17 protein-coding genes are annotated in these 16,859 nt (G+C 70.5%); 10 read left to right on the plus strand and 7 right to left on the minus strand.

Going from position 1 to position 16,859, the window contains the following annotated elements; all coding sequences use genetic code 11:
- The first annotated feature begins 17 nt into the window (after window positions 1-17).
- The 3 genes from ACYVIP_RS38600 to ACYVIP_RS38610 are packed head-to-tail and all read left to right on the plus strand — an operon-like array spanning window position 18 to window position 2,573.
- A complete protein-coding gene (locus ACYVIP_RS38600; protein WP_460405715.1) occupies window positions 18-830 on the plus strand; it encodes an ABC transporter permease in 813 nt (270 codons plus the stop codon).
- On the plus strand, window positions 823-1,617 hold the full coding sequence (locus ACYVIP_RS38605) for an ABC transporter permease (protein ID WP_460405717.1): 795 nt from the start codon (window positions 823-825) through the stop codon (window positions 1,615-1,617). The genes ACYVIP_RS38600 and ACYVIP_RS38605 overlap by 8 nt, the downstream gene beginning before the upstream one ends.
- Window positions 1,614-2,573, plus strand: a complete 960-nt coding sequence (locus ACYVIP_RS38610; protein WP_460405719.1) for an ABC transporter ATP-binding protein — start codon at window positions 1,614-1,616, stop codon at window positions 2,571-2,573. The genes ACYVIP_RS38605 and ACYVIP_RS38610 overlap by 4 nt, the downstream gene beginning before the upstream one ends.
- Window position 2,574: 1 nt before the next feature.
- Here ACYVIP_RS38610 and ACYVIP_RS38615 read toward each other — a convergent pair whose 3' ends face one another.
- From ACYVIP_RS38615 to ACYVIP_RS38625, 3 genes are all read right to left on the minus strand, one after another.
- Window positions 2,575-3,507: a pseudouridine-5'-phosphate glycosidase gene (locus ACYVIP_RS38615; protein ID WP_460405721.1), complete on the minus strand. Its 933-nt coding sequence runs from the start codon at window positions 3,505-3,507 to the stop codon at window positions 2,575-2,577.
- 108 nt (window positions 3,508-3,615) lie between these two features.
- Complete coding sequence (locus ACYVIP_RS38620) at window positions 3,616-4,122, minus strand: pyridoxamine 5'-phosphate oxidase family protein (protein WP_460405723.1); 507 nt, start codon at window positions 4,120-4,122, stop codon at window positions 3,616-3,618.
- A 37-nt stretch (window positions 4,123-4,159) separates the two neighbouring features.
- Complete coding sequence (locus ACYVIP_RS38625; RefSeq protein WP_460405725.1) at window positions 4,160-4,975, minus strand: sporulation protein; 816 nt, start codon at window positions 4,973-4,975, stop codon at window positions 4,160-4,162.
- A gap of 58 nt (window positions 4,976-5,033) precedes the next feature.
- Here ACYVIP_RS38625 and ACYVIP_RS38630 point away from each other — a divergent pair, with 58 nt between their 5' ends.
- The gene (locus ACYVIP_RS38630) at window positions 5,034-5,270 is read left to right on the plus strand and encodes a DUF3039 domain-containing protein (RefSeq protein WP_460405727.1); all 237 of its coding nucleotides are present in this window, start codon (window positions 5,034-5,036) and stop codon (window positions 5,268-5,270) included.
- On the opposite strand, the gene ACYVIP_RS38635 is transcribed toward ACYVIP_RS38630, so the two are convergent.
- Window positions 5,267-6,343, minus strand: coding sequence for a YihY/virulence factor BrkB family protein (locus ACYVIP_RS38635; RefSeq protein WP_460405815.1), 1,077 nt, complete (start codon window positions 6,341-6,343; stop codon window positions 5,267-5,269). The genes ACYVIP_RS38630 and ACYVIP_RS38635 overlap by 4 nt on opposite strands.
- 224 nt (window positions 6,344-6,567) lie before the next feature.
- Here ACYVIP_RS38635 and ACYVIP_RS38640 point away from each other — a divergent pair, with 224 nt between their 5' ends.
- The 5 genes from ACYVIP_RS38640 (at window position 6,568) to ACYVIP_RS38660 (ending at window position 13,093) form a co-directional block, all read left to right on the plus strand.
- Window positions 6,568-8,298, plus strand: coding sequence for a DEAD/DEAH box helicase (locus ACYVIP_RS38640; RefSeq protein ID WP_460405729.1), 1,731 nt, complete (start codon window positions 6,568-6,570; stop codon window positions 8,296-8,298).
- A 153-nt stretch (window positions 8,299-8,451) separates the two neighbouring features.
- Window positions 8,452-9,582 carry a sugar ABC transporter substrate-binding protein gene (locus ACYVIP_RS38645; RefSeq protein ID WP_460405731.1) on the plus strand — a complete coding sequence of 377 codons (1,131 nt, stop codon included), beginning with the start codon at window positions 8,452-8,454 and terminating at the stop codon, window positions 9,580-9,582.
- 64 nt (window positions 9,583-9,646) lie between these two features.
- Complete coding sequence (locus ACYVIP_RS38650; RefSeq protein ID WP_460405733.1) at window positions 9,647-10,420, plus strand: ATP-binding cassette domain-containing protein; 774 nt, start codon at window positions 9,647-9,649, stop codon at window positions 10,418-10,420.
- A gap of 19 nt (window positions 10,421-10,439) precedes the next feature.
- Window positions 10,440-11,873, plus strand: coding sequence for a sugar ABC transporter permease (locus ACYVIP_RS38655; RefSeq protein ID WP_460405735.1), 1,434 nt, complete (start codon window positions 10,440-10,442; stop codon window positions 11,871-11,873).
- Between the two features lie 32 nt (window positions 11,874-11,905).
- Complete coding sequence (locus ACYVIP_RS38660) at window positions 11,906-13,093, plus strand: ROK family protein (RefSeq protein WP_460405737.1); 1,188 nt, start codon at window positions 11,906-11,908, stop codon at window positions 13,091-13,093.
- A 74-nt stretch (window positions 13,094-13,167) separates the two neighbouring features.
- On the opposite strand, the gene ACYVIP_RS38665 is transcribed toward ACYVIP_RS38660, so the two are convergent.
- On the minus strand, window positions 13,168-13,353 hold the full coding sequence (locus tag ACYVIP_RS38665) for a DUF7455 domain-containing protein (protein ID WP_460405739.1): 186 nt from the start codon (window positions 13,351-13,353) through the stop codon (window positions 13,168-13,170).
- A 270-nt stretch (window positions 13,354-13,623) separates the two neighbouring features.
- Here ACYVIP_RS38665 and ACYVIP_RS38670 point away from each other — a divergent pair, with 270 nt between their 5' ends.
- The gene (locus ACYVIP_RS38670; protein WP_460405817.1) at window positions 13,624-14,394 is read left to right on the plus strand and encodes an EamA family transporter; all 771 of its coding nucleotides are present in this window, start codon (window positions 13,624-13,626) and stop codon (window positions 14,392-14,394) included.
- Between the two features lie 77 nt (window positions 14,395-14,471).
- Here the strand turns inward: ACYVIP_RS38670 and ACYVIP_RS38675 are convergent, their stop codons facing one another.
- On the minus strand, window positions 14,472-15,836 hold the full coding sequence (locus ACYVIP_RS38675; protein WP_460405741.1) for an RNA polymerase sigma factor: 1,365 nt from the start codon (window positions 15,834-15,836) through the stop codon (window positions 14,472-14,474).
- Between the two features lie 188 nt (window positions 15,837-16,024).
- Complete coding sequence (gene ppgK, locus ACYVIP_RS38680; RefSeq protein WP_460405743.1) at window positions 16,025-16,786, minus strand: polyphosphate--glucose phosphotransferase; 762 nt, start codon at window positions 16,784-16,786, stop codon at window positions 16,025-16,027.
- Window positions 16,787-16,859: the final 73 nt, after the last annotated feature.

The following is a 16,859-nucleotide window of genomic DNA, read 5'->3' on the forward strand; positions in this document are numbered from 1 at the left end:
CAGGCGAGGCTAACCGCGTGCGCGGCGCGAACACCAGCGGCATCGTCGCGACCCTCGTCGCGGTCGCCGGCGCGGGCTTCCGGCGGCACTCGACCTACCGGCAGGCGACGCTGGCCGGCGCGTTCACCAATACCATGTTCGGCTTCATGCGCTGCTACATCCTGCTCTCGGTGGCCGGCGCGACCGGCGACGTCGGCGGTTACGACCAGGCGCGACTCGCCACGTTCGTCTGGGTCGGGCAGGGCCTGCTCGCGGTGGTGAACTTCTGGTCGACGCCCGAGCTGGCCGAGCGGGTGCGTACCGGGGACGTGGTGGCCGACCTGTTGCGGCCGGTGGACCTGATGACGATGTTCCTGGCCGGCGATCTGGGCCGGGCCGGCTACGCCATGCTGACCCGGTTCGTGGTGCCGGTGGCCGTCGGCCTGCTCACCTTCGACCTGTTCCTGCCGGCGAACCCGGTGACCTACGGCCTGTTCGCGGTGTCGGTGCTGCTGGCCGTGCTGATCAGCGCGACCTGCCTGTACCTGGTGGCGCTGACCGCGTTCTGGCTGCTGGACGTGCGTGGGGTGAACACGTTGTGGGGGCTGCTGGCTGGCGCGGCGAGCGGGCTGTACTTCCCGCTACCGCTGCTGCCGGACTGGCTGGTGACGTTGCTGTGGGTCGGCACGCCCTTCCCCTCGCTGCTGCAGGCGCCGCTGGACGTGCTGGTGGCGCGCGGGTCCGGGGTGGCGCTGGTCGCCGGGCAGGTGGCGTGGCTGGTGGTGGTGGTCGCGGTGGCCAGGACGGTGCAGCGGCGGGCGTTGCGCAGGCTGGTGGTCCAGGGTGGTTGAGCCGTATCTTCGACTGCTCGCCGCGCAGGTGCGCAGCCAGACCCAGTACCGGCTGTCGTTCGCGGTGGAGCTGGTGTTCAGCACGTTGATGACCGCGCTCGACGTCGTGACGGTGTTCGTGATCTTCAGCGTCAACGACCGCCTCGGCGGGTTCGGCGGCACGGAGGTGCTGCTGATCGTCGGCATCTCGGCGTGCGCGTTCCCGATGGCCGACCTGGTCGTGGGCAACGTGGAGCGGCTGCGGCTCTATGTGCGCACCGGGTTGCTGGACGCGGTGCTGGTCCGGCCGCTGTCCGCGCTCGGTCAGCTGGTCGCGATGGACTTCTCCCCGCGCCGGGTCGGCCGGGTGGTCCAGGGGCTGGTCGTCTACGTCATCGCGGTGGTGGTCGCGCCGGTGGCGTGGTCGCCGCTGGCGGTGGTGTGGGTGGTGCTGGCGCCGGCCGCCGCCGCGGTGTTCTTCGGCGCGCTGTTCGTCGCCTGCGCGACGGTGGCGTTCTGGTGGATCGAGTCCGGGGAGATCGCCAACGCGTTCACCTATGGCGGCCGCGACTTCACCTCCTACCCGATGACTGTCTTCGATGGACTGTTCCGCCGGGTTTTCGCCTACGGGCTGGGGTTCGCGTTCGTCGCGTACCTGCCGGCGCTGGCGTTGCTCGGCCAGTCCGACCCGCTCGGCCTGCCCGACTGGCTGCGCTGGTGTTCGCCGATCGTCGCCATGTTCGCCGCCGGACTCGCCGCGTTGTTCTGGCGCACCGGCATTCGTCACTATCGGAGTACCGGCTCGTGATCATCGAGACTTCCGCACTGCGTAAGGATTTCGACGTCTGGCACAAGGTCGGCAGGCTGCGCAGGGAACGCCGCGTGGTGTCCGCTGTGGACGGTGTGGACCTCGCGGTGCCCGAGGGGGAGCTGCTCGGCTACATCGGACCGAACGGAGCCGGCAAGTCGACCACGCTGAAGATGCTGACCGGCGTGCTGTCGCCCAGCGGCGGTCGGCTGTCGGTGTGCGGGCTGACGCCGGTGCCGCAACGGACCCAGCTGGCGCTGCGGATCGGGGTCGTGTTCGGACAGCGCTCACAGCTGTGGTGGGACCTGCCGCTCGCGGAGTCGTTCTCCCTGCTGCGCCACGTGTACCGGGTGCCGCCGGCCGACCACGCGGCCAGGCTGCTGCGCTGCCGCAAGCTGCTCGACCTCGACGAGTTCCTCGCCACCCCGGTACGCCAACTCTCGCTTGGCCAACGGATGCGCGGGGAGCTGACCGCCGCGCTGCTGCACGGTCCGAAGGTGCTGTTCCTCGACGAGCCGACCATCGGCCTGGACGTGCTGAGCAAACAGGCCGTGCGCGGCTTCCTCGGTGAGCTGGACGCACGCGGCGACACCACGATCGTGCTCACCACCCACGACCTGGCCGACATCGAGAAGCTCTGCCGGCGGCTGGTGGTCATCGACCACGGCCGGGTGGTGCACGACGGCACCGTCCGCGAGCTCCACGAGACCTACCGCTCCCAGCGCCGCGTCGTCGTCGACCTGGACACCCCGTGGCCAGAGAACCTGACCATCCCCGGCGCGGCGGTGGAACGCGTGGAGGCCGACGGCCTGCGCGTCACCCTCGCGTTGGCCGACACCACCGCCGGCGAGGTCGTCGCCCGCCTCGCCGGCACCGTCGCCCTCCGCGACCTGTCCGTCCAGGAACCCGAGATCGACGACGTCATCGCCCGCCTCTACGCCACCGGCCGCCCCTGAGTCAGGGCAGGCGGGTGGCGATCTCGGCGGCGAGCCGGACGTTGGCCAGGACCAGCGCCTCGTTGGCGTCCAGCGAGGCGCCGTCGCTCGCGGTGTGGAAGTGCTCCAGCAGCAGGGGCGTCACGTCCCCGCCGCGCACGTCGGCCTCGGCCACCATGGCCATCCCCTCGGCGAGCAGCCGGTCGTGCAGGTCGGCGTCCAGCTCGTGCTCCGGCGGCACCGGGTTCACCACCAGCACCCCCGAGCCGGGCCCGTCGGCGCGGTGGGCGGCGATCACCCGCGCGGCCGAGGCCGGGGAGTCCACCCGCCAGGGCACCGGGAACGCCGACTCCCTGCGGTAGAAGGCCGGGAACGTGTCCGTGCGGTAGCCGAGCACCGGCACCGACCTGGTCTCCAGCACCTCGATCGTCGCCGCGATGTCCAGCACCGACTTCACCCCGGAGCACACCACCGCCACCGGCGTCGTGGCCAGCACGTCCAGGTCGGCCGACACGTCCCAGGACGAGGCCGCCCCCGGCGCCGGCAGGTGCACCCCGCCGAGCCCGCCGGTGCCGAACACCCGGACCCCCGCGGCGTGCGCGATCAGCGTCGTGCTCGCGATCGTGGTCGCGCCGTCGCGGCGCAGCGCGATCGCCGGGCCGAGGTCGCGCGCCGAGAGCTTGGCCAGCCCCGACGCCGGGTCGCAGACCCGGTCGAGGCCGGGGTCGTCCAGCCCCACCCGCAGCTGCCCGTCGAGCACCGCGATCGTCGCCGGCACGGCGCCGACGGCGCGCACCGCGTCCTCGACCGAGGTGGCCACCTCGCGGTTGCGGCCGGGCGGCAGGCCGTGCGCCAGGATCGTGCTCTCCAGGGCGACCACGGCGGTGCCGTCGGCCAGCGCCGCCGCCACCTCCTCGGCAACCAGCATGTGCCCGCTTTCCTCGAGGCTGGTCATGGGCGCGCGCCACGGTCATGGCGCTGGGCACACACGGTACGCAACTGGACTACCTCCGACATGGTCATTTTCGCCGTCCCCGCCCGAGGATAACCGCGGGGCGCGGGCTCACCGGTCGGGTGGGAACGTCCACCTGGTGGGTGATCCGTCGAAGTCGTTCGACTTCATCCCGAACGCCCACTCCGGCCGTACCTTGGCCACGATCGTCTGATCGGGGCTGAAGAACTCGACCGGGTACTCCGTGCGGTACTTGATGTTGACCACCGCCACGTACCTGGCCAACCGCTCCGGCTCGTCCACCAACTCGGCGGTGCCCTCCAGCACGACCGGGTTCTCCGGGTCCTCCGTGGACACCGCGACCCGGCAGCCCGCCCGGATGTTGCGGATCTTGCGGGACCGGGGGCCGGCGGAGAACCACAGCCCGCCCTCGTCCCACACCGCCCACACCGGCGTCAGCTGCGGGCGGCCGTCCGGCCAGACCGTGGCCAGCCAGAAGTTGTGGCTGTCGCCCATCCGCTCCAGCGCCCACGACCACGGCAGCAACCCCGACTCGTCGCCCGGCGGGGTCACCACGTAGTCCGGCATGTGCGGCCGGGACGCCACGGGTTCGGTCATCGCTCGATTGTCCTGGCGGGCCGGCACGCCGGCTCGGTCAGTCGAAGATCCCGCGCGGCTTGGCCACCTCGCGCAGCCAGCCCTCGATCTGCTGTTCCCAGTTGGTGCGTCCGAGCGCGGCGTAGTCGACGGGGAACAGGCCGAGCATCGCCTGCCCGCGCTCGCCGAGCCCGCCGCCGCCCTTGGTCACCCGGACCCGCTTGTGCACGTCCAGCACGACCTGCACGTCCCGGGGCCGGGCGAGGAAGCTCACCACGACCTCGTTGAACACCTTGGCGAACGCCGGCGACGGCCCGAAGGTGATCTCCTGGAAGAACGGCAGCTGCTGGTCGGCGCCGTTGAGCCGCTCCTTGACCAGGTTGGCCGAGCGGAACTGGAAGCCGAGCCTGCTCATCGCGTCCAGGATGCGGTGCTGGGCGGGCAGCGGCTCGATCGGGATCGCGTCCACGTCCTGCGGGTCGACCACGGTCTTGAGCAGGTTCAGGTTGGTCTGCAACCCGACCGCCATGCCCGTGAGGTACTTGCCGAACACCGTGGTGACCGGCGTCTCCCACGGCATCTGCACCTCGAACGGGACCTTGATCTGGGCGCCCGCCCGGACCAGTTCCTTGCCGGCCAGGTGCACTTCCTGGAACGGCAGGTCGACCAGGGTCGGCTGCGCGCCGTTGCCCGTGCCCTGCTCGACCCTGGCCAACAGGGTCACGCCGAGTGACTCGACCTCCTGGTCGACCTGTCCACCGGCGAGCAGCACCTCGCCGCGCAGCGTGCCGCCGGGGCGCACGTGCCGATCGAGAATCCGGGCGTCGACCGTGGCGCCGCCCTGGCCGAAGCTGGCCATCACCTTCTGGAACATGGGCGCATCCTGCCAGCAGGTGCGCGACCACCGGGTCGTTTCCGGCATCATTGGCGGCGTGAGTACGCAAACGCTGCCCGAGGTCGACACTCGGCCGGAGGGAACAGACACCACGGGTGACGACACCCCGAAAATGTTCCACTACGTCCGTAAGGACAAGATCGCGGAGAGTGCCGTGACGGGCAACATGGTGGTCGCCCTGTGCGGTGAGGTCTTCCCGGTCACCCGCTCACCCAAGCCGGGTTCGCCGGTCTGTCCGGAGTGCAAGCGCATCTACGAGAACCTGCGCGACTAGTCACGAGCGTTGGACTCGCGGGTCGGGAGCGTTGGACTCGCGGGTTCGGCGCGGTGGACTCGCGTGGTCGGGGGGTTGGCCTCGCGGGGTTGGCTGGGGGGTGGTGGGGTGTCGCGGAGGCGGTCCATCTCCAGGCGGCGCCACCGGCGGCGTTGGCGGCGGGTCATCCTGGCCGGCCACATCTCCTGGATGGCGGCGTTGAAGTAGGCGCCGGTGACGATGGCCAGGCCGATGAAGAACGTGAACAGCAGGAAGGCGATCGGGGTGGCCAGCGCGCCGTAGGTGTAGCCGGTGGTGGTGATCCACCCGATGTAGAGCCGTAACGCGATGCTCGACAGCAGGAACACCAGCATCGCCAGCATCGCGCCCGGCAGGCCCCGGTGCCATGGCAGTTTGCGGGGCAGCGCGACCTTGTAGAGGGTGGCCAGGGCCAGGACGATGAGCACGCCGAGGGCGGGGTAGTAGAACGTGTCGACCCAGTACCCGATCTCCTGCTGCCAGGCAGCGGGGAACAGCTTGGGCAGGGTGTCCGGGCCGATCGCCAGGATCGGCAGGCCGACCACCAGCAGCCCGAGCGAGGCCAGGTACAGCAGCAGCGCGAAGATCCGCTGCCACACCTCGTTGCGCACGCCGTACTGGTCGTGCGCCACGGTGATCGCGTCCACGAACGACGACATCGCCGACGAGCCGGCCCACAGTGAGATCAGGAAGCCGACGGTCAGGATCTCGCCGCGGCCGTGCTCGAGGATGTCGTCGACGGTCGGCTGGATGATCCCGTCCACGACGTTGGGGCTGAACGCGGTGCGCGACCACTCGATGATCGCGTCGTGCACCGACTGGATGACCTCTTCACCGAACCAGCTGGCCACGTACCCGAGGCTGCCGAGCAGCCCGAGCAGCAGCGGGGGCAGCGACAGGATCTGCCAGAACGCCGCCTCGGCCGCCTCGGAGAACAGGTTGCCGCCCCAGGCCTTGACCCAGGTGCGCCGCAGCAGCCGCAACGGCCCGCGTCGCAGCATGGCGCCGGTGCGCTGCGCCGCGTTGCGGGTCGGCTGTTGTGGTTGCGGGCTCATCTCGGCCTCAAGCATGGTCCATCGGATGGTGATCGGCGCGACGCGTCCGAAGATCGTGATGGACGTGTCGCGTGGCGCGCCACGTCGACCCGCCCCGGCCGAGGGTAGGCTCGTGGCCGCCCTCAACGGAGCAGGACTCCTCGCTTGAGGGCTTTGGTTTGCCCGGAGTTTCCCGGACAGTTGTGCCAGCAGTGCCGTGTGCAGGGGGAAGGAGCGACCAGCCGGTGACCGCCGAGCCGATCGTGCAGGGGACCGAGAACCGACCGGCCACCAGGCCGTTGCGTGCCTGGCAGCGCAGGGCGATCACCAGGTATCTCGCCATCAAGCCCAAGGACTTCCTGGCCGTGGCCACGCCCGGCGCCGGGAAGACCGTGTTCGGCCTGCGGGTGGCCGCCGAGCTGCTGGCCGACCGGATCGTCGAACAGGTCACGATCGTGACCCCGACCGAACACCTCAAGCACCAGTGGGCGGCCGCGGCCGCCGGGGCCGGCATCCCGATCGACCCCAACTTCCGCAACGGGGCCGGCGCCACCTCCAGCGACTACCGCGGCGTGGCCGTCACCTACGCGCAGGTCGCCGCGCATCCGATGCTGCATCGGGTGCGCACCGAGAACCGCAAGACGCTGGTCATCCTGGACGAGATCCACCACGGCGGCGACGCGAAGTCCTGGGGCGACGCGATCCGCGAGGCGTTCACCCCGGCGGTGCGCCGGCTGTCGCTCACCGGCACCCCGTTCCGCAGCGACGACTCCCAGATCCCGTTCATCAGCTACGAGCCGGACGAGGCCGGCTTCCTGCGCAGCAAGGCCGACCACACCTACGGCTACGCCGACGCGCTGGCCGACGGCGTCGTCCGGCCGGTGATCTTCCTGGCCTACTCGGGCGAGGCGAGCTGGCGGACCAGCGCGGGCGAGGAGTTCACCGCCCGCCTTGGCGAGCCGATGACCGCCGAGCAGACCGCCAGGGCCTGGCGGACCGCGCTGGACCCGCAGGGCGAGTGGATCCCGGCGGTGCTCGGCGCGGCCGACGTACGCCTGCAGCAGCTGCGCCAGGTGGTGCCCGACGCCGCCGGCCTGGTGATCGCCTCCGACCACGAGTCGGCCAGGGCCTACGCCGTCCTGCTGGAGCGCACCACCGGCCAGGCGCCGGTCCTGGTGCTGTCCGACGACCCGAAGGCCTCCGGGCGCATCGCCGAGTTCGCCGAGTCCGAGGACCGGTGGCTGGTCGCGGTGCGGATGGTCTCCGAGGGGGTCGACGTGCCCCGGCTGGCCGTCGGCGTCTACGCGACCAGCGCGTCCACCCCGCTGTTCTTCGCCCAGGCGGTCGGCCGGTTCGTGCGTGCCCGCAAGGTGGGGGAGACCGCGAGCGTGTTCGTGCCGAGCGTGCCGGTGCTGCTCGACCTGGCCAGCCAGCTCGAGGCGCAGCGCGACCACGTGCTCGGCAAGCCCCACCGGGAGAAGGACGGCTGGGACGACGAGCTGCTCGCCGACGCCAACCGGACCAAGGACGAGCCGGGCGAGGAGGAGAAGGCGTTCACCTCGCTTGGCGCGTCGGCCGAGCTCGACCAGGTCATCTACGACGGCTCCTCGTTCGGCACGGCGGCCTTCGCCGGCTCGGCCGAGGAGCAGGAGTACCTCGGCCTGCCAGGGCTGCTCGAACCGGACCAGGTGCGGGCGCTGCTGCGCCAGCGGCAGGCCGACCAGGTCGGCGCGCGCTCCCGCCAGGCCAAGGACCAGGCGGCCGAGCCGGCGCCGCCCCGGCCGCAGACCGTGGTCGAGCGGCTGACCACGTTGCGCAAGGAGCTCAACACCCTGGTGGCGATGTACCACCACCGGACAGGAAAACCGCACGGCATGATCCACAGTGAGCTGCGCCGGGTGTGTGCCGGTCCGCCGACGGCGATGGCGTCGGTCGAGCAGCTGGAGGAGCGGATCGCTACCCTGCGTTCCTGGTGACACCCGCCGCTGGATGAGCGGCGGATTACCGGTTCGTTGCCAAACTGTGTCGTAGGCGTGTCGCAAATTGCCCGTTCACGGGTTCCCTCACCGTCTTCGGCGGCATATGTTGTGCACCGCAACATTTGCCGTGGGACCGTGAAGGGACCGTTAATGCGCAGTACAAGGCTTGCTCTGCTCGCCGCGGGGATGGGTCTGACCCTTGCCCTCTCGGCGTGTGGCGCCAACGAGGAAGCGCCGCCGGCCGGCGGCGACGAGAGCGGCACGGAGAACGAGTCCTCGGGCGGCATCCCGGTCGGGGTGATCCTGCCCGAGACCGCGTCCTCGGCTCGCTGGGAGGGCTTCGACAAGCCCATGCTCCAGGCCGCGCTGGAGGCGGAAGGACTCGACCCGCAGATCGAGAACGCCCAGGGTGACGTGCAGAAGTTCAGCACGCTGGCCGACGGCATGATCAACAGCGGGGTCAAGGTCCTGATCATCGCCTCGATCAACAGCGAGCTGGGTGGCACGGTCGCGCAGAAGGCCAACGACCAGGGCATCCCCACCATCGACTACGACCGGCTCAACCTCGGCGGCAGCTCCGAGTACTACGTGTCCTTCGACAACGTGAAGGTCGGCGAGCTGCAGGGCCAGGGCCTGGTCGACGCGCTCAAGGACACGCCGGACGGCGCCCAGGTCATCGAGATCGAGGGCGCGCCGACGGACAACAACGCCACCCTGTTCCACGAGGGCCAGCGCAACATCCTTGACCCGGAGTACGAGTCCGGCAAGCTCAAGCTGGTGCAGTCCCAGCCGATCGACAACTGGGACAACCAGAAGGGCGGCAGCACCTTCGAGCAGATCCTGACCGGCAACGGCAACAAGGTCGACGGCGTGGTCGCGGCCAACGACGGCCTGGCGGGCGCGGTCATCACGATCCTCAAGAAGAACGGTCTCAACGGCAAGGTCCCGGTCACCGGCCAGGACGCCACCGCCGACGGTCTCAAGGCGATCCTCGCCGGCGACCAGTACATGACGGTGTTCAAGCCGATCAAGCAGGAGGCGGAGGCGACCGCGAAGCTGGCCGCCGCGCTGGCCGATGGCGACACCGCTGCGGCCGACAAGATCGCCACCCAGACCAGCAACGACCCGACCGGCAAGCGTGAGGTCAAGTCCGTGCTGCTGGAGCCGTTCCTGATCACCCGGGCCGAGGTCAAGCGGGTCATCGACGAGGGCTACGTGCCGGCGTCCGACGTGTGCACCGGCGACCTCGCCGCGGCGTGCACCGAGCTCGGCATCTCCTGACCGGTTGTCCCTGGGCGGAGGTCCGCGCCCCCGGCGCGGACCTCCCCCGGGGTTTGGAGGAACCATGACTGAGCCCCTTCTCGAGCTGATCGGGATCAACAAGAGCTTCGGCCCGATGCACGTGCTGCACGACGTGGACTTCACCGTGCGGGCCGGCGAGGTCACCGCGCTCGTCGGCGACAACGGCGCCGGCAAGTCCACGCTGGTCAAGTGCGTCTCCGGGATCTACCCCATGGACTCCGGCGAGGTCCGCTTCCGCGGCGAGCCGGTCACCATCCACAGCCCGAAAGAGGCCGCCGACCTCGGCATCGAGGTCGTCTACCAGGACCTCGCGCTGTCGGACAACCTCGACGTCGTGCAGAACATGTTCCTCGGCCGGGAGCGCGGCTCGCGCTGGCTGATGGACGAGTCGAGCATGGAACGCGCCGCCCGCGAGACGCTCGCGTCGCTGGCCGTACGCACGGTCAAGTCGGTGCGCACGCCGGTCGCCGCGCTGTCCGGCGGCCAGCGCCAGACCGTGGCCATCGCCAAGGCCGTGCTCTGGGAGAGCAAGGTCGTGCTGCTCGACGAGCCGACCGCCGCGCTGGGCGTCGCGCAGACCCGCCAGGTGCTCGACCTGGTTCGCCGGCTGGCCGAGCAGGGCCTCGGGGTCGTGCTGATCAGCCACAACATGGCCGACGTCTTCGAGGTCGCCGACCGCATCTCCACGCTGTACCTCGGTCGGCTGGTGGCCGACCTGCCGTCCAAGGAGACCACGCACAGCCAGGTCGTCGAGCTGATCACCGCGGGTCGCTCCGGCGACCTCGGCCTTGCCCGGCCCGAGCAAGTCACCCTCTGAGCTACCGAGGACCTATTTCATGACCGACTCCCCGGCCAGGACCGAGAACGCGGGCACCAGCGGCGCGATCTCCGACTTCGGCATCGACACCACCTCCCAGTCAACCGGCGAGGCGATCCGGGACTACTTCGCCAGACTGCGCGGCGGTGAGCTCGGCTCGCTGCCGGCGCTGCTCGGCCTCGCCGTCCTGGTGATCGTGTTCGCCACGTTGTCGGACAACTTCCTGACCCTCAACAACACGGCGAACCTGATCGCGCAGGGCGCCGGCAAGATGATCATCGCGATGGGTCTGGTCTACGTCCTGTTGCTTGGCGAGATCGACCTGTCGGCCGGCACGCTGTCCGGCGTGTGCGCCGCGGTGATGGCGATGCACTACGTGCGCGGCGGCAACCTGCTCGGCGGCATGGGCTCCTCGGTGTTCTACGTGTTCGTCATCGGCATGCTGCTGGCCACGGCCCTCGCGCTGATGATGCGGATCTGGGCGGGCGCGGTGCTCAGCATGATCGCGGTGCTGATGTCGGTGCTCGGCGTCGAGCCCAACGCGTGGCTGGAGATGCTGCTCGCGGTCTGCGTCGGCGCGGCCATCGGCTGCATCACCGGCTTCATGGTCGCCAAGGTCGGCGTGCCGTCCTTCGTGGTGACTCTCGCGCTGTTCATCACCTGGCAGGGCGTGATCCTGCAGTTCATCGGCGAGGGTGGCGTGCTCGGCATCCGCAACTCGCCGGTGCTGTTCAACGTGGCCAACGGCAACCTGTCGGTCTTCGGCTCCTGGCTGCTGTGCGTGGTCGCCGCCGGCGGCTACGCGCTGGTGGTGCTCGGCGAGCACTTCAGCCGGCTGCGCAAGGGGCTGGTCACCACCCCGACACCGATCGCGCTGTTCAAGGTGGGCGGCGTCGCGGTGATCGCCGTGCTGTCGACCTGGGCGCTGACCGTCAACCGCTCGCCCAACCCGGACCTGGTCACCATCCAGGGCGTGCCCTACGTGGTGCCGATCATCCTCGTGTTGCTGGTGATCGGCACCTACGTGCTCAACCGCACCCGCTACGGCCGGCACATCTACGCCGTCGGCGGCAACGCCGAGGCCGCGCGCCGAGCCGGCATCAATGTGAGCAAGATCCGAGCGAGTGTTTTCGTGGTCTCCGCCGGCGCGGCCGCGATCGGTGCGATCGTGTACTCGTCGAAGGCGGGCTCGGTCGACCCACAGGCAGGCGGGCTGAACACCCTGTTGTTCGCCGTCGGCGCCGCGGTCATCGGCGGGACATCGCTGTTCGGCGGGCGGGGCAAGGTCGCCCACGCGGTCATCGGCGGGCTCGTGCTCGCCGCCGTGGAGAACGGCCTCGGGCTGCTGCGGCAGCCGGCGGCGGTGGTCAACATCGTCACCGGTCTGGTGCTGTTGCTCGCCGCCACGGTCGACGCGCTTTCTCGGCGAAGGGCCGCTGTCGCGACCCGCTGAGCAGGGCTGTTGACCAGACAGGAGCGAGGGGTTTGACGAGCACGTCTGCGGGCGCGCCCAACCTGGGCGCGCGGCCCGACGAGGTGCGCCGGCACAACCGCACGGTCCTGATCCGGCGGCTGCACATCGACGGACCGTGCACCAGGGCGTCGCTGGCCGCCGAGCTCGGCCTCAACCGCAGCACGATCAAGGCGCTGGTCGACGGGCTCGCCGAGTCCGGGGTGGTCGAGGAGCGGGTACCCCGGCAGCGCTCCGGCGCCGGCCGGCCGTCGCTGCTGGTGCTGCCCCAGGCACACGCCGCGGTGGTGCTCGCGGTCGACGTCCGGGTCGAGCAGGTGGCCATCGCGCTGGTCGGCCTCGGCGGCGAGATCCTCGGCCGCAACAGCTGGAACCTGCGGGTACGCACCAGGGAGCCGGCCGAGGTGATCACCCACGTGGTCGACTCGGCCATCGTGCTGGCGGCCGACCTCGGCGTGCGGATGGTGGCCGCCGGCATCTCGGTGCCCGGCGTGGTCCGCCGCGCCGACGGCATGGTGCACGAGGCGCCGAACCTGCACTGGACCGACGTGCCGTTGGGCGAGCGGTTAGCCGCGGTGTTCGACATGCCGATCCGGGTCGGCAACGACGCCGAGCTCGGCGCGCTGGCCGAGCACCTGCGCGGGATCGCGCGGGGCAGCTCGGACGCGGTGTACGTCACCGCGGACGTCGGCGTCGGCGGCGGGGTGATCTCCGACGGCTCGGCACTGCGCGGCACGGCCGGCTACCTCGGGGAGCTCGGCCACATGGTGATCCACCCCGGCGGCCGGTCCTGCTACTGCGGGAGCCGGGGCTGCTGGGAGACCGAGGTCGGCGAGCGGGCGCTGTGCCGGGCTCTTGGCCTGCGGGAAGGCGCACCGAGGGGCGCGGTGGTGGCCGAGCTGCGGGCGGTGGCCGCCGATCCCGCGCTGGTGCGCTCCCGGCTGGGGGAGTTCACCGAATGGCTCACGCTGGGGCTGGTGAACGTGGTGAACGTGCTCGGCCCGGAGCTGGTGGTCCTGGGGGACCTGTTCACCGCGCTGCCCGGTTCACTGATCGCGGACGTGGCGACCGCGGTCCGTGAGCGCAGCCTGGTGTCCAGGGCGGCCGGTGGCACCCGGATCGTGGCCTCCACGCTCGGTGCCGAGGTGACCCTGCTCGGTGCCGCGGAGCTGGCGTTCGAGCCGGTACTCGACAACGTGTGATAACCGTCATGTATTAGTCGGCGGGCGGTACCCCGGTTACCCGGAGTCCCGCCCGCCGACCGCGTGTGTACTTGTCAGCCCTGGCCCTGCTGGATGTTCGCGGCCAGCTCACGCAGACGTTCCTCGTGCTTGCGGGCGTGGTGCCCGCAGAAGAGCAGTTCGCCTCCGGAGGGAAGAATGGCCCTTACCTGGGCAGCGGCGCCGCAACGGTCGCAGCGGTCGGCAGCGGTCAGGTCGGGGCGGGCGAGTGTGGTGTTCATGGTCGGTCTCCCTCCGTCCCGGCACCGGTCGTCCCGATGCCGTCTCCGGCTGCGATCACCGTGAGGTGTTCGCTGCCTTCTACTCTTCCAGACGTTTCAGCTCCCGTCAGTGTTCCCGGGCCCGTTGAGAGTTCGCTCAACGCGAGATTTAACCCGCTTGTCGTATCGGTCGTCCCGCGATGCAGGATCGGTGAGGTGAACACGCCTGTCGGAGCGACCCGTCGGCCGATGGTGCCGGCGCCGCTACTGTTCGTCACCGGCGGCCTGTCGATGTACCTCGGCGCTGCGGTGGCGGTGTGGCTGTTCGCCGACCTCGACCCGGCCGGCGTGGCGTGGCTGCGCACCCTGGGCGCCGCGCTGGTGCTGCTGGCCTGGCGCCGGCCGGGCCGGTTGGCCTGGCGCGGCCGGGTCTTCTGGCTCGCCTCGGGTTACGGCGTGGTCACCGCGCTGATGAACGTGGCCTTCTACGAGGCCATCGCCCGGCTGCCGCTGGGCACCGCGGTGGCCCTCGAGTTCGTCGGCCCGGTGCTCGTGGCCGCGTTCGGCTCGCGGACCAGGCGCGATGTCGCGGCGTTGCTGCTGGTGGCCTGCGGGGTGTTCCTGATCGCGGACGTCCGCTGGGCGGCCAGCACGCTCGGGGTGCTGTTCGCGCTGGCCGCGGCGGCGCTGTGGGCCGGCTACATCGTGCTCGGCAAGCGGGTCGCCGACGGCGGGCTCGGCGTGGACGGGATGGCCGTCGGCTTCGCGGTGGCCACCGTGGTGCTCTCGCCGCTGGCGTTGGGCACCGGCCCGGTGTGGACCTCGCCCCGGCTGCTGCTGCTCGGCATCGGGGTCGGCGTCGCGGCCACGGTCGTGCCCTACGCGCTGGACCAGATCGTGCTGCGCCGGCTCGGGCAGGCGGCCTTCGCGTTGCTGCTCGCGCTACTGCCAGTCACCGCGACGGCGGTCGGCCTGGTCGTGCTCCGGCAGGTGCCGACCGTGCCGGAGGCGTTGGGCATCCTCGCGGTCGTGGTCGGCCTGACACTGCGTTCCCGTCGCTGAACAGCAGGACACCCGCCAACCGGGGCTGGCGGGTGTCTGTGCTGGTTCTCGATCCGGTCTTGATCGCGGCGCGCGACCTACTCCAGGTAGTCGCGAAGCACCTGCGAGCGAGACGGGTGGCGCAGCTTGGACATCGTCTTGGACTCGATCTGGCGAATGCGCTCGCGCGTGACGCCGTAGACCTGGCCGATCTCGTCCAGCGTGCGCGGCTGGCCGTCGGTGAGGCCGAAGCGCAGCCGCACCACGCCCGCCTCCCGCTCGGACAGCGTCGCGAGCACCGACTGGAGCTGGTCCTGCAGGAGCGTGAAGCTCACCGCGTCGACCGCGACGACCGCCTCGGAGTCCTCGATGAAGTCGCCGAGCTGGCTGTCGCCCTCGTCGCCGATGGTCTGGTCGAGCGAGATGGGCTCCCGGGCGTACTGCTGGATCTCCAGCACCTTCTCCGGGGTGATGTCCATTTCCTTCGCCAGCTCCTCCGGCGTCGGCTCACGGCCGAGATCCTGGAGCAGCTCGCGCTGGATGCGACCGAGCTTGTTGATCACCTCGACCATGTGGACCGGGATCCGGATGGTGCGGGCCTGGTCGGCCATCGCGCGGGTGATCGCCTGGCGAATCCACCACGTGGCGTAGGTGGAGAACTTGTAGCCCTTGGTGTAGTCGAACTTCTCGACCGCGCGGATCAGACCCAGGTTGCCCTCCTGGATCAGGTCGAGGAAGGCCATGCCGCGGCCGGTGTAGCGCTTGGCCAGCGACACCACGAGCCGCAGGTTCGCCTCGAGCAGGTGGTTCTTGGCCCGCTCGCCGTCGCGCACGATCCAGCGCAGGTCGCGGCGCATCTGCGGGACGAGCTTCTCCGAGGACTCCTCCTCGGCCTTGCGCACCCGCTCCGCCGCGTAGAGGCCGGCCTCGATCCGCTTGGCGAGCTCGACCTCCTCCTCGGCGTTGAGCAGCGCGACCTTGCCGATCTGCTTGAGGTAGGCACGGACGGAGTCGGCGGAAGCCGTCAGCTCGGCGTCCTTGCGCGCCTGGCGCAGCGCCTCGGACTCCTCTTCGTCCCAGACGAAGTCGCCGTCCTTGGTGGCGTCCTTGCTCGGCGTCTTCTCCTCGGCGGGCTCCTCCTCGGTGACCGCCTCGTCGACGACGTCGATCTCGACGTCCTCCAGATCCTCCAGATCGGGGGACTCGAGGTCCGGCTCCTCGCCGTCGGGCTCGCCGCCCGGCGCGTCGCCCTTCTTGGTGGCGTCGGCCTTGGTCTTCTTCGCACCAGCTGCGGGCTTCGCGGTCTTGCGGGGCGCCCTGGTGGTGGTCTTGGCGGCCGGCTTCTTCGTCGCGGTCTTCAAGGCAGGCTTCTCAGTCGGTTCGGTGTCCGGCTGAGCGTCCGCCGACTTGGCGGCGCTCGCCGAGGCGGTGGAGCGTCGGGTTGCGGTTCGTGCGGCTGCCACGTACGCCCTTTCGCTGCTGCGGTCTATCACGGAAAACCAGATGGGGAGCCCTGGTCGTCCGGATTCGGGGGAAGTCCCGGGCCGCTGGGAGCCGCGGGCACTGTTCCATTGTAACGACGATACTCCGCATCGGGTGCACCCCCGGCGAAGATCGCCCAGCGTGGCTCGACCTGGGGATCAGGTATCGCTCAGCCGTGGTGGCCCTGACGGGCGGCCACGGCGGCGCCGACGATTCCCGCGTCGTTGCGCAGCTCGGCGGCCACCACGTTCGTGCGCACCTCGAGCAGCGGCAACCACTTGTCCGCCTTCTTGCTGACCCCGCCGCCGACGATGATCAGGTCGGGCCAGATGAGGTCCTCGAGACTGCGTATGTAGCGGGTGACCCGCTTGGCCCACTCGGCCCACGACAGGTCGTTCTCCTCCTTGACCGAGGCCGCCGCCCTGGTCTCCGCGTCGTGCCCGTCGACCTCGACGTGGCCGAACTCGGTGTTGGGCACCAGCCGGCCGTCCCGGAACAGCGCGCTGCCGATGCCGGTGCCGAAGGTCAGCAGGACGACCACGCCCTCCCGGTCCAGCGGCTCACCGTAGGAGATCTCCGCGATCCCGGCCGCGTCCGCGTCGTTGAGCACGACCACGTTCTCGGGCTCGAGCTTGAGCCGTTCGGCGAACAGCGCCCCGGCGTCGGTGCCCAGCCACGCCTTGTCGATGTTGGCCGCGGTGTGCGCGATGCCGCGCTTGATGACCGCCGGCAGCGTGATGCCGACCTTCTCCGTCCAGCCGAACTCGTCCACGATCTGCTTGACCACGTCCGCGACGGCGTCCGGTTTCGACGGGTCGGGGGTGGGGATCCGGATGCGTTCGCCGTGCAGCTTTCCGGCATCCAGGTCGACCATGCCTCCCTTGATGCCCGATCCACCGATGTCCACGCCGAAGCCGAGGGTTGCGCCCATCCCCACGGATCCCTTCGTACTCGATTCAGCTCACCTTTCCACGGAGGTTAGCCGGGTGTGGTCCGATAGGTCC

The organism is Actinophytocola sediminis (assembly GCF_054779715.1).

Coding starts and splice junctions, on each gene's coding strand:
- ACYVIP_RS38665 (WP_460405739.1), bottom strand. CDS start 13,353: ATGAACACCACACTCGCCCGCCCCGACCTGACCGCTGCCGACCGCTGC.
- ACYVIP_RS38655 (WP_460405735.1), top strand. CDS start 10,440: ATGACCGACTCCCCGGCCAGGACCGAGAACGCGGGCACCAGCGGCGCG.
- ACYVIP_RS38645 (WP_460405731.1), top strand. CDS start 8,452: ATGCGCAGTACAAGGCTTGCTCTGCTCGCCGCGGGGATGGGTCTGACC.
- ACYVIP_RS38625 (WP_460405725.1), bottom strand. CDS start 4,975: ATGTTCCAGAAGGTGATGGCCAGCTTCGGCCAGGGCGGCGCCACGGTC.
- ACYVIP_RS38670 (WP_460405817.1), top strand. CDS start 13,624: ATGTACCTCGGCGCTGCGGTGGCGGTGTGGCTGTTCGCCGACCTCGAC.
- ACYVIP_RS38650 (WP_460405733.1), top strand. CDS start 9,647: ATGACTGAGCCCCTTCTCGAGCTGATCGGGATCAACAAGAGCTTCGGC.
- ACYVIP_RS38615 (WP_460405721.1), bottom strand. CDS start 3,507: ATGACCAGCCTCGAGGAAAGCGGGCACATGCTGGTTGCCGAGGAGGTG.
- ACYVIP_RS38620 (WP_460405723.1), bottom strand. CDS start 4,122: ATGACCGAACCCGTGGCGTCCCGGCCGCACATGCCGGACTACGTGGTG.
- ACYVIP_RS38635 (WP_460405815.1), bottom strand. CDS start 6,343: ATGAGCCCGCAACCACAACAGCCGACCCGCAACGCGGCGCAGCGCACC.
- ppgK (WP_460405743.1), bottom strand. CDS start 16,786: ATGGGCGCAACCCTCGGCTTCGGCGTGGACATCGGTGGATCGGGCATC.